The 14883-nt window shown below is 71.5% G+C and carries 14 protein-coding genes; 10 read left to right on the top strand and 4 right to left on the bottom strand.

The window, feature by feature from the left end; translation table 11 throughout:
• Window positions 1–179: 179 nt before the first annotated feature.
• Window positions 180–1409, top strand: a complete 1230-nt coding sequence (locus AC07AG_RS12300) for a hypothetical protein (protein WP_478754410.1) — start codon at window positions 180–182, stop codon at window positions 1407–1409.
• A gap of 278 nt (window positions 1410–1687) precedes the next feature.
• On the opposite strand, the gene AC07AG_RS12295 is transcribed toward AC07AG_RS12300, so the two are convergent.
• On the bottom strand, window positions 1688–2323 hold the full coding sequence (locus tag AC07AG_RS12295) for a PH domain-containing protein (protein ID WP_478754408.1): 636 nt from the start codon (window positions 2321–2323) through the stop codon (window positions 1688–1690).
• An 892-nt stretch (window positions 2324–3215) separates the two neighbouring features.
• Here AC07AG_RS12295 and deoC point away from each other — a divergent pair.
• The 3 genes from deoC to AC07AG_RS12280 are packed head-to-tail and all read left to right on the top strand — an operon-like array spanning window position 3216 to window position 6519.
• The gene (deoC, locus tag AC07AG_RS12290; protein WP_478754406.1) at window positions 3216–4178 is read left to right on the top strand and encodes a deoxyribose-phosphate aldolase; all 963 of its coding nucleotides are present in this window, start codon (window positions 3216–3218) and stop codon (window positions 4176–4178) included.
• 3 nt (window positions 4179–4181) lie between these two features.
• Window positions 4182–5636 (top strand): aldehyde dehydrogenase family protein, encoded by a 1455-nt coding sequence (locus tag AC07AG_RS12285; protein WP_478754404.1) that lies wholly within the window; start codon window positions 4182–4184, stop codon window positions 5634–5636.
• Complete coding sequence (locus AC07AG_RS12280; RefSeq protein WP_478754402.1) at window positions 5629–6519, top strand: aldehyde dehydrogenase family protein; 891 nt, start codon at window positions 5629–5631, stop codon at window positions 6517–6519. The genes AC07AG_RS12285 and AC07AG_RS12280 overlap by 8 nt, the downstream gene beginning before the upstream one ends.
• Window positions 6520–6604: 85 nt before the next feature.
• Here AC07AG_RS12280 and AC07AG_RS12275 read toward each other — a convergent pair whose 3' ends face one another.
• A complete protein-coding gene (locus AC07AG_RS12275; protein ID WP_478754400.1) occupies window positions 6605–7342 on the bottom strand; it encodes a TetR/AcrR family transcriptional regulator in 738 nt (245 codons plus the stop codon).
• A 138-nt stretch (window positions 7343–7480) separates the two neighbouring features.
• Here AC07AG_RS12275 and AC07AG_RS12270 point away from each other — a divergent pair, with 138 nt between their 5' ends.
• Together AC07AG_RS12270 and AC07AG_RS12265 are read left to right on the top strand one after the other, a co-directional pair.
• On the top strand, window positions 7481–8083 hold the full coding sequence (locus AC07AG_RS12270; protein ID WP_478754398.1) for an NADPH-dependent FMN reductase: 603 nt from the start codon (window positions 7481–7483) through the stop codon (window positions 8081–8083).
• A gap of 27 nt (window positions 8084–8110) precedes the next feature.
• Complete coding sequence (locus AC07AG_RS12265; protein ID WP_478754397.1) at window positions 8111–9622, top strand: MDR family MFS transporter; 1512 nt, start codon at window positions 8111–8113, stop codon at window positions 9620–9622.
• A 12-nt stretch (window positions 9623–9634) separates the two neighbouring features.
• Here the strand turns inward: AC07AG_RS12265 and AC07AG_RS12260 are convergent, their stop codons facing one another.
• Window positions 9635–10036 (bottom strand): hypothetical protein, encoded by a 402-nt coding sequence (locus AC07AG_RS12260; protein WP_478754395.1) that lies wholly within the window; start codon window positions 10034–10036, stop codon window positions 9635–9637.
• Between the two features lie 123 nt (window positions 10037–10159).
• Here AC07AG_RS12260 and AC07AG_RS12255 point away from each other — a divergent pair, with 123 nt between their 5' ends.
• Window positions 10160–10798 carry a uridine kinase family protein gene (locus tag AC07AG_RS12255; RefSeq protein ID WP_478754393.1) on the top strand — a complete coding sequence of 213 codons (639 nt, stop codon included), beginning with the start codon at window positions 10160–10162 and terminating at the stop codon, window positions 10796–10798.
• Window positions 10799–11012: 214 nt separating this feature from the next.
• Here the strand turns inward: AC07AG_RS12255 and AC07AG_RS12250 are convergent, their stop codons facing one another.
• Entirely contained in the window at window positions 11013–11783 is a 771-nt protein-coding gene (locus tag AC07AG_RS12250; protein ID WP_478754391.1) for a SigE family RNA polymerase sigma factor, read from the bottom strand.
• Window positions 11784–11964: 181 nt separating this feature from the next.
• Between AC07AG_RS12250 and afsQ1 the strand changes: the two genes are divergently transcribed.
• From afsQ1 to AC07AG_RS12235, 3 genes are read left to right on the top strand one after another with little or no spacing between them, the layout of a single operon-like run.
• On the top strand, window positions 11965–12642 hold the full coding sequence (afsQ1, locus tag AC07AG_RS12245) for a two-component system response regulator AfsQ1 (protein WP_030562528.1): 678 nt from the start codon (window positions 11965–11967) through the stop codon (window positions 12640–12642).
• A complete protein-coding gene (locus AC07AG_RS12240; RefSeq protein ID WP_478754389.1) occupies window positions 12639–14231 on the top strand; it encodes an ATP-binding protein in 1593 nt (530 codons plus the stop codon). Before afsQ1 ends, AC07AG_RS12240 begins: the two co-directional genes overlap by 4 nt.
• Window positions 14228–14830: a hypothetical protein gene (locus AC07AG_RS12235; RefSeq protein WP_478754387.1), complete on the top strand. Its 603-nt coding sequence runs from the start codon at window positions 14228–14230 to the stop codon at window positions 14828–14830. Before AC07AG_RS12240 ends, AC07AG_RS12235 begins: the two co-directional genes overlap by 4 nt.
• Window positions 14831–14883 lie beyond the last annotated feature (53 nt).

The following is a 14883-nucleotide window of genomic DNA, read 5'->3' as shown; positions in this document are numbered from 1 at the left end:
CGGCGCAGCTGCCGCAGCGATCCGGTGCGCTGCCGGTCCCCCAGGAAGGGTGACCGGCAGCGCACGATCACGTTCCGGGAGCTGCCGCAGTGCCGTACGGACCGACCCCAGAGACCTCGACCGCATCGACGTCGTCCTCGACTTCCCGGACTTCCCCGGCTACCCCGACTTCTTCCCCGATGTCGGCCGCCCCGCCCCGGATCGTTCCCCCGTCCCGCCGCCCCCGTGTCACGCCGGACCGCTCCCCCGGCCGCCCCGCACGCGCGGCCCGCGCGCTGCGGCACGCGTCGCCCGCACTCCTCGCGTACGCCGCCGTACGCCTCTTGGGACTCCTGGTCTTCGCCCTCTGGGCACGCAGGGAGCACCGAAGCGTCTGGCAGCTCCTGGCGGAGTCGTGGGACATCGACTGGTACTTGAAGATCGCCGACAAGGGCTACGCGGACACCCTGGGCACCCAGTTCGACGCGAACAACCTCGCCTTCTTCCCCCTGCACCCCCTGCTCATCAGGGCGGGGAGCGTGATCGCCCCGGAGCCGCGCGGCGCGGTGGGGCTCGCGATCGCCGTCGCCTGCTCGTTCCTCGCGGCGTGGGGGATCTTCGCGGTGGGCGACCGCCTGTACGGGCGCAGGACCGGCGTCCTGCTCGCCGCCCTCTGGGGCTCGCTGCCCGTCGCGCTCGTGCAGTGGATGGGGTACACGGAGTCGCTCTTCACTGCTCTCACCGCGTGGGCGCTGTACGCCGTGCTCACCGGCCGCTGGATCTGGGCGGGCACGCTGGCCGCGCTCGCGGGCCTGACCCGCCCCACGGGTGTCGCGCTGGCGGCCGCGGTCTCCCTGACCGCGCTGCTCACACTCTTCCGGCAACACCGGCGCGTGCGCCGGGGAGAGGACCGGGAGACGGAGGGCGGCCACCTCGTACGCACGCTCCTGGGCGCCCTGCTCGCCCCCCTCGGATGGCTTTCGTACGTCGGGTGGGTGGGGCTGCGGCTCGGCCGCTGGGACGGCTATTTCGCCGTACAGAAGCTGTGGCACAACGAGTGGGACGGCGGGGTGGGGACCCTGCGGGCCATGTACGACCTGCTCGCGGTCCAGCGTCCACAGCTGTTCCTGATGATGGTGACGGCGACGCTGCTCGCGTCGGCGGCGCTGTTCGTCCTGTCCGTGGGCGACAGGCAGCCGCTGCCTCTCCTCGTCTTCACGGGGCTGCTGCTCCTGATCGTGCTCGGCAGCAAGGGGGTCTACTTCCCGCGGGCCCGCTTCCTGCTCCCCGGCTTCCCCCTGCTGCTGCCGCTCGCGGCGGCGCTGGCCCGCGCACGGACGCATGTCGCCGTGACGGTGATGGTGGCCGCGGCGGTGACGTCGGCGGCGCTCGGGGGCCACATGCTGCTGGCGTGGCTCGGCCCGCCCTGAGCGCATGAGGGCTGCGTGAGTCGCGTGCACCGCCGGAGCCGCGTGCATCGCCCGAGCGCATGAGCCGCGAGCCGCGAGCCGCGTGCACCGCCTGCCCGCCTGCACCGCCCGAGCGCGTGAGCCGCCCAAGCGGATGAGCCGTGAACGCTGAGCCACGAGCCGCCTGCACCGCCCAAGCGCATGAGCCGTGAACGCCGAGCCACGAGCCGCCTGCACCGCCCAAGCGCGTGAACGCGTGAACCACGAGAGCACGTGAACCGCGTAACGCGTGAACGCTCCTACGCGACCGCGAGCACCACAGCGAGGAGCACCGCCCCTGCCACCGCGGGCGCCAGGATCTCGTAGCCCCAGCGCACCACGGGCTCCCCCTGCGCGGACTCCGCGCCGGCACGGAGCTCGGAGAGTTCGCGCAGGTCGTCCATGATCTGGTCACCGGCCGCGCGGAGGGATGCCGCCTCACCCGGGCGCCGCGCGTTCACGACGCTCGGATCACCGGCGGCCGCCCCCTGCGACTTCCTCCTGGAGGCCTTCTTGCGCCCGCGGAGGGAGACCGGGATGGCCCAGAGCTGGTACTTGGTGCCGGACTGGGTGAAGACCTCGTTCGAGTACCCGGAGCGCAGCCCCGAGACCGACGCCCACGGCAGCGTGATCGTCCGGAAGGGGTTCCGGATGCGGAGCCGGTCGTCGTTGGCGTACACGGCGGGGCGCACGGTGAACGCGACGACGAGCGGCACCGCCAGGAGCAGCCCGGCGAGCGCGAGCCACGGAGTGCGGCCCTCGCCCCGGATCATCGCGTCGATGCCGAGCCAGCCGCCGAGGGCGAGCAGCAGGACGCCTCCGGCGATACCGCCGGACGACCGGAAGGTCCGGTCCTTGTACTCGGGCTCCGCCACGGGGGGCTGGGGGTCGGTCATGCGTTGATTCTGCCTGAGTTCCGCGACGGGTCCCCTGCGGGGGCGTCGCGGGTGCCTTGCGCGGGCGTCGTGGGCGCCTTGCAGGGGCGTCGCGGTGGCCAGGCGGGGGCATCGCGGAGGCCTTGTGAGTGCGTCGCGGTGGCCAGGCGGAGGCGCCGCCCGGAGGAAGACGCACCGCCGCCGCGCGACGGCCATCGCCCCGTTGCCGGGCAACCGGCGGGAGGTGGGCGCGAGGGCGGGACACCAGCGGGAGCCAGGCAACCGGCAGAAGGTGGGCGCGAAGGCGGCACATCAGCGGGAGACGGCCAACCGGCGGAAGGCGAGCGCAAGCGCGGGACATGAGCGGGAGCCGGGCAACCGACGGAAGGTGGGCGCAAGCGCGGCACATCAGCGGGAGACGGCCAACCGGCGGAAGGCGAGCGCAAGCGCGGCACATCAGCGGGAGCCGGGCAACCGGCAGAAGGTGGGCGCGAAGGCGGCACATCAGCGGGAGCCGGGCAACCGGCAGAAGGCGAGCGCAAGCGCCGCACACCAGCGGGAGCCGGGCAACCGGCAGAAGGTGGGCGCGAGGGCGGCACATCAGCGGGAGCCGGGCAACCGGCCGGAGGTGGGCCCGAGCGCGGGAGCCGGGCGGCGGACATCCGCCGACTGCGCCCGCAGCGCCCGCAAGGCCCGCCCCCGCAAAGCCCGCAGGCCCCCGCAGCCCCCGCAAGGCCCGCAGCCCCCGCAGGCCTGCAGCGCCCGCGGGCCCCACAGGCCCCGCAGCCCCCGCAGGCCCCGCGCAAAGCCCGCAGCCCCCGCAGACCCCCGCCACGGCCCCCACCACACCCCCGCCACCCCCCATCGCCCCCGCCCCCTGTACAGCCGCTACGCGCGTAGATATGCTCCCCTCGTGACCATGCCCACTGCACCAGCACCCGCACACGCACTCACGGACGCCACCGCGTCGGCCGGCACGCTGCGCCGTTTCCTCCACGGGCTGCCCGGCGTCGACACGGTCGGCCTCGAGGCGCGCGCCGCAGCGCTCGGCACTCGTTCGATCAAGAGCACGGCGAAGGCGTACGCCATCGATCTCGCCATCTCCATGATCGACCTGACGACGCTGGAAGGCGCCGACACCCCGGGCAAGGTCCGGGCGCTCGGCGCGAAGGCCGTGCACCCGGATCCGACCGACCGCGGCACGCCGATGACCGCCGCCGTCTGCGTCTATCCGGACATGGTGGCCACCGCCAAGGAAGCCGTCGGCGACAGCGGCGTCAAGGTCGCCTCCGTCGCGACCGCCTTCCCCGCGGGCCGCGCCGCCATCGACGTGAAGCTCGGCGACGTCCGCGAGGCCGTCGCGGCGGGTGCCGACGAGATCGACATGGTCATCGACCGCGGCGCCTTCCTCGCGGGCGACTACATGACGGTGTTCGAGCAGATCCGCGCCGTCAAGGAGGCCTCCGGCGCGGCCCGGCTCAAGGTCATCTTCGAGACCGGTGAGCTGTCGACGTACGACAACATCCGGCGCGCCTCCTGGATCGGCATGCTCGCGGGCGCGGACTTCATCAAGACCTCGACCGGCAAGGTCGGCGTCAACGCGACCCCCGCGAACACCCTCCTGATGCTGGAGGCCGTGCGCGACTTCCGCGAGCAGACCGGGGTACAGGTCGGGGTGAAGCCCGCGGGCGGCATCCGTACCTCCAAGGACGCGATCAAGTTCCTCGTCCTGGTGAACGAGACCGCGGGCGAGGACTGGCTGGACAACCACTGGTTCCGCTTCGGCGCCTCATCGCTCCTCAACGACCTGCTGATGCAGCGCCAGAAGCTGGCCACGGGCCGCTACTCCGGCCCCGACTACGTGACGGTGGACTGACCCATGACTTCCACACCTTCGGCTTCCGCAGCCTTCGAGTACGCCCCCGCGCCGGAGTCCCGCTCCGTCGTCGACATCGCGCCGTCGTACGGCCTGTTCATCGACGGCGAGTTCGTGGAGGCGGCGGACGGCAAGGTCTTCAAGACCGTCTCGCCCTCCACCGAAGAGGTCCTCTCCGAAGTCGCGCAGGCCTCCTCCGAGGACGTCGACCGCGCGGTGAAGGCCGCCCGCAAGGCCTTCGAGAAGTGGTCGGCGCTGCCGGGTGCCGAGCGCGCCAAGTACCTCTTCCGCATCGCGCGGATCATCCAGGAGCGCAGCCGCGAACTGGCCGTCCTGGAGACGCTCGACAACGGAAAGCCCATCAAGGAGACGCGCGACGCCGACCTCCCCCTGGTCGCCGCGCACTTCTTCTACTACGCGGGCTGGGCCGACAAGCTCGACCACGCGGGGTACGGCGCGGACCCGCGGCCGCTCGGCGTCGCGGGCCAGGTCATCCCCTGGAACTTCCCGCTCCTGATGCTGGCCTGGAAGATCGCCCCGGCCCTCGCCACGGGCAACACGGTCGTCCTGAAGCCCGCCGAGACCACTCCCCTGAGCGCCCTGTTCTTCGCGGACATCTGCCGCCAGGCGGGCCTGCCCAAGGGCGTCGTCAACATCCTTCCCGGGTACGGCGACGCGGGCGCCGCCCTCACCGCCCACCCGGACGTGAACAAGGTCGCCTTCACCGGCTCGACCGCCGTCGGCAAGGCCATCGCGCGCCAGGTCGCGGGCACGGACAAGAAGGTCACGCTCGAACTGGGCGGCAAGGGCGCGAACATCGTCTTCGACGACGCCCCCATCGACCAGGCCGTCGAGGGCATCGTCACCGGCATCTTCTTCAACCAGGGCCAGGTCTGCTGCGCGGGCTCGCGCCTCCTCGTACAGGAGTCGGTCCAGGACGAGGTGCTCGACGCGCTCAAGCGGCGCCTTTCGACCCTGCGCCTGGGCGACCCGCTGGACAAGAACACGGACATCGGCGCGATCAACTCCGCCGAGCAGCTCGCCCGCATCACCGCGCTCACCGAGACGGGCGAGGCGGAGGGCGCCGAGCGCTGGTCCGCCCCGTGCGAACTGCCCTCGTCCGGCTACTGGTTCGCGCCGACGCTCTTCACGAACGTCACGCAGGCGCACACCGTCGCCCGCGACGAGATCTTCGGCCCGGTGCTCTCGGTGCTGACCTTCCGCACGCCGGAAGAGGCCGTCGCCAAGGCCAACAACACCCAGTACGGCCTCTCCGCCGGCATCTGGACGGAGAAGGGCTCCCGCATCCTCGCGGTCGCCGATCGCCTGCGCGCGGGCGTCATCTGGGCCAACACGTTCAACAAGTTCGACCCGACCTCGCCCTTCGGCGGCTACAAGGAATCGGGTTACGGCCGCGAGGGCGGCCGCCACGGCCTGGAGGCTTACCTCGATGTCTGAGCAGCGTTTGAGTGTCTTCAAGACCTACAAGCTGTACGTCGGGGGCAAGTTCCCCCGCAGCGAGAGCGGCCGGGTGTACGAGGTGACGGACTCCAAGGACAAGTGGCTGGCCAACGCCCCGCTCTCCTCCCGCAAGGACGCGCGTGACGCGGTCGTGGCCGCGCGCAAGGCGCAGGGCGGCTGGGCGGGCAAGACGGCCTACCTGCGCGGCCAGATCCTCTACCGCGTCGCGGAGATGCTGGAGGGCCGCAAGGACCAGTTCGTCCGCGAGGTCGCCGAGGCCGAGGGTCTTTCCAAGTCCAAGGCCGCCGCGGTCGTGGACGCGGCGATCGACCGCTGGGTCTGGTACGCGGGGTGGACGGACAAGATCGCCCAGATCGTGGGCGGCGGGAACCCGGTCGCGGGCCCGTTCTTCAACCTCTCCTCGCCGGAGCCGACGGGCGTGGTGACGGTCGTCGCCCCGCAGAAGTCGTCGTTCCTGGGCCTGGTGTCCGTGATCGCCCCGGTGATCGCGACGGGCAACACGGCCGTGGTGATCGCCAGCGAGGACTCCCCGCTCCCGGCGCTCTCGCTGGGCGAGGTGCTCGCCACCTCCGACCTGCCGGGCGGCGTCGTGAACATCCTGTCGGGCAGGACGGCGGAGATCGCCCCGTCGCTCGCCGCGCACCAGGACGTGAACGCGATCGACCTCGCGGGCGTCGAGGACGAGGTACTGGCCAAGGAGCTGGAGGTCGCCGCGGCGGACAACCTCAAGCGCGTCGTCCGTCCACAGCCTGTGGACTGGTCGGCCGATCCGGGCACGCACCGCCTGACGGCCTTCCTGGAGACCAAGACGGTCTGGCACCCCACGGGTTCGCTGGGCGCGTCCGGCTCCTCGTACTGAGCCGCACCGAGCCACTCCCCGCACCACGAAGCCCCGGCCCTCCTCCGTCCAGGAGGGCCGGGGCTTCGTCCGTCCGTCGGCCAGGTCAGATGCCGAGCCGTGCCGCGATGCCGTCCAGGACGCATTCGAGGCCCGTCTCGTACATCCAGATGGCGTCGTCCTTGCGGCGCGAACGCAGGCCGTAGCGCCGATAGGTGGGGTAGCGGCCGGTGTCCATGAGGTACGTCATCTGCGGCGCGAGGCCCATCCGGGTCTCGTCGCCGGACGACCAGCCCTCCGACTCCGTCCAGTCCCGCAGGGCCACTTCGGACGAGGCCGCGCCGTGCGCGTACGAGCTGACCGTGCGGAAGGCCATCATCATGGCGTCCTCGTCGAGGCCGATCCCGTCGAGCGCCGCCAACTGCCGCTCGGCGATGGCCATCCGGCCCGGAGTGAGCACGAACAGGGCCGTGGGCAGCTGGCCCACCCACGGGTGGCGCATCATCATGTCCCGGGTCAGCAGGGCGTAGGCCCGCAGCACCTCGCGCCACCCGGTCAGCTCCTCGGGAATCCGGTACTCGGCCGCCACCCGCTCGGCCATCAGCGCCCACAGGTCGTCCTTGCCCGAGACATGCCGGTACGCCGCCATGGGCGCGACCCCCAGCTCCGTGGCGAGCCGTCGCATGGTGACGGCGGCGAAGCCCTCCGCGTCGGCGACCTCCACCGCGACGGCCCCGATGCGCTCCAGGGACAGCGAGGCGCGGGGCGGCGCGGGCTGCTCCAGGCGTTCCCAGAGCGACTTGTCCGGCACCGCCGCCTTGCCGTCCTTCTTCTGGCCAGCCACAGCAGGGCTCCTCTCGTCGGAACGCGAGCGTACAACGTATCCCTCAGTAGACGCTGTACACACCGACGTGTACGTTGTACGCATCGAGATACGCCGTACACATCCAGGCGTGCATCCCATCGTTCCCGGGGGTCCCCCATGACCAGCAGCACCACCACCCAGCCCCTCCGCGTGGCCGTCCTCGTCGGCAGCAACCGCGAGGGCCGGTTCGCGCCCGTCGTCACGCGGTGGCTGACGGGGCATCTCGCCCAGCGCGACGACCTGACCACCGACGTCGTCGACCTCGGCGAGACCCCGCTGCCGACCGTCTTCCCCGCCTTCGGCCAACCGCCCGCGCCCGGCACCGAGGAGCTGCTCGCCCTGGTCTCCCCGCGCCTCGCGGCAGCCGACGCGTTCATCTTCGTCACGCCGGAGTACAACCACAGCTTCCCGGCATCCCTGAAGAACGCCATCGACTGGCACAACGAGCAGTGGCACGCGAAGCCGATCGGCTTCGTCTCCTACGGCGGCCTGTCGGGCGGCCTGCGCGCGGTGGAACAACTCCGCGTCGTGATGGCCGAGTTGAACGCCACGACCATCCGCAACACGGTCAGCTTCCACAACGCCTGGGGCCAGTTCGGCGAGGACGGCGCCGTCGACGACCCCCAGGTCGACACGGCCGCCAAGGCGCTGCTCGACCAGCTGACCTGGTGGGCGCACGCACTGCGGGACGCCAAGTCCATCCGCCCGTACACCGCCTGACGGCGCGTCACATCTCCTGGGGGAACCATGAGTAACCGTACGGAAGAGAAGAGCGTCCCGGACGCGCCGGGCGCCGCACAGCCGCCCACCACTCCGGGCGGCCCGTCCAGGCTCGTCCTCTTCGGGCTCCTGCTCGGCCTGGTGCTGGGTCTGCTCGACGGCACGATCGTCGGCACCGCCCTGCCCACGATCGTCGGCGACCTGGGCGGCCTCGACCAGCTCTCCTGGGTGGTGACCGCCTATCTGCTGACCGCCTCCGTCTCCACTCCCGTCTGGGGCAAGCTCGGCGACCTGTACGGGCGCAAGGGCAGCTTCATCTGGTCGATCACGGTGTTCCTCGCGGGCTCCGTGCTCTCCGGGCTCGCCCAGGACATGGGTCAGCTCATCGCCTTCCGCGCCGTGCAGGGCCTCGGCGCGGGCGGCCTCATGGTCGGCGCCATCTCGATCATCGGGGTCATGCTGCCGCCGTCGCAGGCGGGCCGCTCGCAGTCGATGGTCGGCGCGATGATGCCGGCCGCGCTGGTCGGCGGGCCGCTGCTCGGCGGCTTCCTCACCGACCAGCTCGACTGGCGCTGGGTCTTCTACGTCAACGTGCCCATCGGGGCGATCGCCCTGCTCATCGTCTGCTTCCGCCTGCACCTGCCCAGTGAGCGGATCACCGCACGGATCGACTACGCGGGGGCCGCGCTGCTCTCCACGGGCATCCTTTCCCTGACGCTGCTCGGCAGTTGGGGCGGCACGACGTACGCCTGGACCTCACCGCAGATCCTCGGACTCGGCGCGCTAGGCACCGGCGCCCTCGTCTGGTTCGCCCGGGTCGAGCGGCGCGCGCCCGAGCCGATCATCCCGCCCCGGCTGTTCGCCGACCGCAACTTCACGCTCGCCCAGATCCTCGCCTTCCTGGTGGGCGCGGCCATGCTCGGGGCGTCCTCCTATCTGCCGCAGTACATGCAGTTCGTACGCGGCGCTTCGTCGACGGCCAGCGGCATGCTGCTGCTCCCGCTGATGGCGGGGATGTTCGGCGCGCAACTCCTGCTGGGGAAGGTCACGTCCAACGGCGGCGGCTACCGCGCCTACCCCATCATCGGCGGGGCCCTGACGGCCGTGGGCGGGCTCGCGCTCCTCGCGGTCGGCGCGGACACCCCGACCGCGGTGACCTCGGCGCTGACTCTCGTACTGGGCGCCGGAATGGGCTTCTTGATGCAGAGCACGCTGCTGATCACCATCAACAGCGCGGAGCCGCGCGACATGGGCGCGGCCACCGGCACCGCCACCCTCCTCCGGACCATCGGCGGCTCGCTCGGGATCGCCGTGCTCGGCGCGGTCTACTCCAGCCGGGTCGCGTCGGCCGGGATGCCGGAGGGCGGCACCGCGTGGACGCCCGAAGCCGTGCGGGAGATGCCGGAGGGGGTGCGGGAAGCGGTGCGGGCGTCGGTCACCAGCGGGCTGCACGGCGTGGTCCTGGGGTCCGCGCTGCTGGGGGCCGTGGCGTTCGCGGTGGCCTGGCTGGTGCGCGAAGTGCCGCTGCGAAAGAGCTGACGCTCGCGGAGGTCAGCCGGGCAGCAGCCCCGCGGCCGGGCCCACCAGCGGCAGGTCGTCGAGCGATCCGCCCTGCGTCAGCGGGGCCGTCAACGGCGCCGTCGTGACGGGCTTGAAGTCCGCGATCCGGGTGCCCACCGCGTTGTCCAGCGGGTCGACCCCCGTGCCCGCGAGCGGGTCGAGCTTCAGCGCCTTGACGGGCCCGAGCCCACCACCGGCGGCCTCCTGCACCGCACCGAGCATCCCCGCGGCGCCCGCCGAGAGATTGTCGGACGCCGGGGGCGCGGGGACCGGCGCGGCGCTCGCCGTCGCCGCACCGCCGATGCCGAGCGCCGCGCCCGCGACGGTGACCGTCAGGCCCGCGCGCAGGAGGGCGCGGGAGAGTTGCGTGGAGGCTGTTGCGTGCCGTGCCATGGGTACCGCCCGAATCCTCTTGAGTAATCAGATGTGCACGTAGCGTAGTTGAGGTGTGTTGTGGGCACCAAAGCCCTACCCGTGGGGTCGCCTGGGCGGGTCAATGCAGCACACTGGTCTCTCGTGAGTTCCCATCCCCCGATACCCACCCGAGTCGTGCTGCTGGCCGGCCCCTCCGGGTCAGGCAAGTCGTCGTTCGCCGCCCGCTCCGGGCTGCCCGTCCTGTGCCTCGACGACTTCTACAAGGAGGGTGACGACCCGACACTGCCGCAGGTCCCCGGCAGCACGGACATCGACTGGGACTCCCCCGCCTCCTGGGACGCGGACGTCGCCGTCGCCGCCATCGAGCAGCTGTGCCGCACGGGACGTACGAGCGTCCCCGTCTACGACATCGCCACCAGCTCGCGTACGGGCGAGTCCGCGATGGACATCGAGCGCACACCCCTCTTCATCGCGGAGGGGATCTTCGCGGCGGACATCGTGGACCGGTGCCGGGAGATCGGCGTGCTCGCCGACGCGATCTGTCTGCGCGGGCGGCCGTCCACCACCTACCGGCGGCGGCTGCTGCGGGATCTGCGCGAGGGACGCAAGTCCGTGGCGTTCCTGCTGCGGCGCGGCTGGCGCCTGATGCGCGCCGAACGCGCCATCGTGGCCCGGCAGACCGCGCTGGGCGCTCACCCCTGCGGGAAGGACGAGGCCCTGGGGCGGGTCGCCGCCGCTGCCGCGGGGCGGTGCGTCAAGGCTCGCGCCGACGCCGCGTAGCTCCGCCGGGGAGGGAGCGGTTCACCGGACCGCCGCTTCGCGGCGGATCTCTCCCCCACGCACCCGCTCGCCCCGCACCAAAAGCAGAAGGACCGGAAAGACCCCCCGGCCTTCCGGTCCCGCCACTTGTTTCCCCCGTGATCCCCGTTTTCCCCCGTGGATCCCCCCGGTACTGCCCGCCGCCTCCCCCCGGGAGCGGCGGCCCCCGTGATCCTCAGGCGACCAACTCGCCGAAGGACTCTTCCTGGTCACGGCCGAAGCTGAGGACCTCGTCCTCGCGCAGCCGGCGCAGCGAGCGCCAGATGCTGGACTTCACCGTGCCCACGCTGATGTCGAGGATGTCCGCGATCTCGGGGTCCGTGCGGCCCTCGTAGTAGCGCAGGACCAGCATCGTCCGCTGCAGTTCGGGGAGGCGGGCCAGGGCCTGCCAGAGAACCGCGCGGAGTTCGGTGCCACGCATCGCGTCCGTGTCGCCCGCCGTCTCCGGCAGCTCCTCGGTCGGGTATTCGTTGAGCTTGCGGCGCCGCCAGGCGCTGATGTGCAGGTTGGTCATGGTCCGGCGGAGATATCCGCCGACCGCGGCCTTGTCGCTGATCCTGTCCCAGGCCCGGTACGTCGAGAAGAGGGCGCTCTGGAGCAGGTCCTCGGCCTCGAAACGGTCACCGGTCAGGTGATAGGCGGTTGCGTACAGGGAGGCACGACGCTCCTGGACGTAGGCGGTGAACTCCGCCTCCGACACTGATGTGCGCTCCCCCGTGTCCTCCCTGTACGCGGCTCCCCCGTGAGCCACCCCCTCGGTTCCCCCGTGGTTCTCCCCCCGGAACGCGTCAACCACCGTCATGTACGCGGTGTGCTGACGCCCGGTGCCGCGAGCGCACCCCCGCCCGCTCACGGCACCGGACTTCTCGTGCCTCTCGGCGGTCCGGATCACGTCGTGGAGACGCGTGATTACTGCGCTTGAGCTGGTGCTGTGCAGTGTGTTCATCTCGCGCCCCCCGTCGGTGGAGTCCGGCTTCTTCCGTGTGACCAAAACTCTGCCCGACCCACTTCATGACGGTGTCCGCCGACTGTCACAGGCCTGCAACAGCCCTTCCATCTGTAGGGGGAACGTGTGGGAGCGCTCCAACAGTCGAACTGTGGCCGCACCATGGGACAGAATGACGTCCGTGCCTTCCCTGTTGCTGATCGAGGACGACGACGCCATCCGTACGGCCCTTGAGCTTTCGCTCACCCGCCAAGGGCATCGGGTGGCTACTGCTGCCACCGGCGAGGACGGCCTGAAGCTGCTCAGTGAGCAGCGGCCGGACCTGATCGTGCTGGATGTGATGCTGCCGGGCATCGACGGATTCGAGGTGTGCCGTCGCATCCGGCGCACCGACCAGTTGCCGATCATCCTGCTGACCGCGCGCAGCGATGACATCGACGTGGTCGTCGGGCTCGAATCCGGTGCCGACGACTATGTGGTCAAACCCGTGCAGGGGCGGGTGCTCGACGCCCGTATCCGTGCGGTCCTTCGCCGCGGTGAGCGCGAGGCCAACGACGCGGCGACGTTCGGTTCGCTCGTCATCGACCGCGCCGCCATGACCGTGACGAAGAACGGCGAGGATCTCCAGCTCACGCCGACCGAGCTGCGGCTGCTCCTGGAGCTGAGCCGCAGGCCCGGACAGGCCTTGTCGCGGCAGCAGTTGCTGCGTCTGGTGTGGGAGCACGACTATCTCGGAGACTCCCGGCTCGTCGACGCGTGTGTGCAGCGCCTGCGCGCGAAGGTCGAGGACGTGCCGTCCTCACCGACTCTGATCCGTACGGTCCGTGGGGTCGGCTACCGGCTGGACACTCCTCAGTGACCAAACCGCAGGACAAGCTCCGCGGCTGGGCCGCGGCGCGCAAGGCGATCATGGCGGGACTTCGCTTCACGAGCCTGCGGCTCAGGCTGGTCGTGGTGTTCGGCCTGGTGGCGCTCACCGCCGCCGTGACGGCCTCCGGAATCGCGTACTGGCTGAACCGCGAGGCGGTCCTGACGCGCGCGCAGGACGCCGCCCTGAAGGACTTCCAGCAGGAGATGCAGACCCGCGCCGGCGCGCTGCCGCCCAATCCGACCCAGGACGAACTGCAGCAGGCCGCCGGGACGATGGCCAACAGCAGCCAGCGCTACAGCGTGCTCCTGATCGGGGAGAACTCCGACGGCGACACGATCGTCGGCTACTCCGACCTGGACGCCTTCACGCTCGCCGACGTGCCCAAGTCGCTGCGCAAGACGGTGAACAAGGAGCAGCCGCTCACCTCCAGCAACAAGAGTCCGTACCACCTGTACTGGCAGCGCACCGTCGACGGCGGCACCCCCTATCTCGTGGGCGGTGCCAAGGTCATCGGCGGCGGGCCGACCGGTTACATGCTCAAGTCCCTGGAGCCGGAGGCGAAGGACCTGAGTTCGCTCGGCTGGTCGCTGGCGATCGCGACCGGGCTCGCGCTCATCGGCTCCGCGCTGCTCGCGCAGGCCGCGGCGACCACCGTGCTCAAACCGGTGCACCGGCTCGGCGTCGCCGCGCGGCGGCTCGGCGAGGGCAAGCTGGACACGCGCCTGAGGGTGTCGGGCACGGATGAACTGGCCGATCTGTCACGGACGTTCAACCGGACCGCGGAGAGCCTGGAGAAGAAGGTCGACGACATGAGCGCCCGCGAGGAGGCCTCGCGGCGCTTCGTCGCCGACATGTCGCACGAGCTGCGTACGCCGCTGACCGCGATCACCGCGGTGACGGAGGTCCTGGAGGAGGAGCTCGACGCGGAGACCGGTTCCGTGGACCCGATGATCGAGCCCGCCGTGCGTCTGGTGGTCAGCGAGACCCGCCGGCTGAATGACCTGGTGGAGAACCTGATGGAGGTCACCCGCTTCGACGCGGGCACGGCCAGGCTCGTCCTGGACGCCGTCGACATCGCCGACCAGATCACGGCCTGCATCGACGCCCGCGCCTGGCTCGACGCGGTCGAGCTCGACGCGGAGCGCGGCATCACGGTGCGGCTCGACCCGCGGCGCCTGGACGTCATCCTGGCGAACCTGATCGGCAACGCCCTCAAGCACGGCGGTTCGCCGGTGGAGGTGTCGGTGCGGCTCGCGGGCGAGAAGCTCGTCATCGCGGTGCGTGACGGAGGCCCCGGCATCCCCGAGGACGTACTGCCGCACGTCTTCGACCGGTTCTACAAGGCGAGCGCGTCCCGGCCGCGTTCGGAGGGCAGCGGTCTGGGGCTCTCCATCGCGCTGGAGAACGCGCACATCCACGGCGGTGAGATCACCGCCGCGAACTCGCCCAAGGGCGGTGCGGTGTTCACGCTGTGGCTGCCGCGCGATCCGTCGGGGCTGCTGCCCGACGACGATGCGGACGACGGCACGGACGGCGGCGCCGACACCGACGCCGGTGTCGAGGGAGACGAACGATGAACCGCCGACGGCTTCGGGCCGCTCTCCTGGCCACCGTGCTGACCGCGACGCTCGCCGGATGCGGGATCCGCTCGACGGAGGTGCCCACCGACTTCGGTCCCGGGCCCTCCCGGGTGCCGTGCGTGATGTCCGGTTCGAGCATCGCGTCGCAGTCCACCAGCGGCGTGCCGGTGCAGGTCTTCCTGGTGTGCGCGGCGCAGCTGGTGACCGTCGACCGGTCGGTGCGGATCCCCGCCGAGAAGGCGACGTCCGACCGGGTCCGCATCGCTCAGGCGCTCCTGGACGAGCTGGCGCACACCCCATCGGCCCCGGAGAAGCAGGCGGGCTTCGCGACGGACGTGCGCGGCGGGACGGTCGTCAGCGGCCCGGCCGAGGGGGATCCCGAGGACGCGCTGCGGTTCAGTTCGTCCCCCGAGGACCTGTCGGCGTTCGCGCTGGCCCAGATCGTGTGCACATTCGCGGACAGCGCGGCGGCGGGCGACGACCGTGAGGTGATCATGGGCGGCCCCGGCGACGACCCGCTGCGCCGCTACGAATGCACCCAGGCGGTCCGCCAGCGCCCCGGAACGGTGGCTCCGCCCACGGAGACGGTGAAGTAACGGGACCCTGCCGGGGCGGCAGAACCGGGGTGGTCACCCTGTGCGATCAGGAC

The organism is Streptomyces sp. NPDC044044 (genome assembly GCF_056434405.1).
Note: the sequence above shows the minus strand (reverse complement) of the source record. Positions and strands in the feature narration are given on the sequence as shown.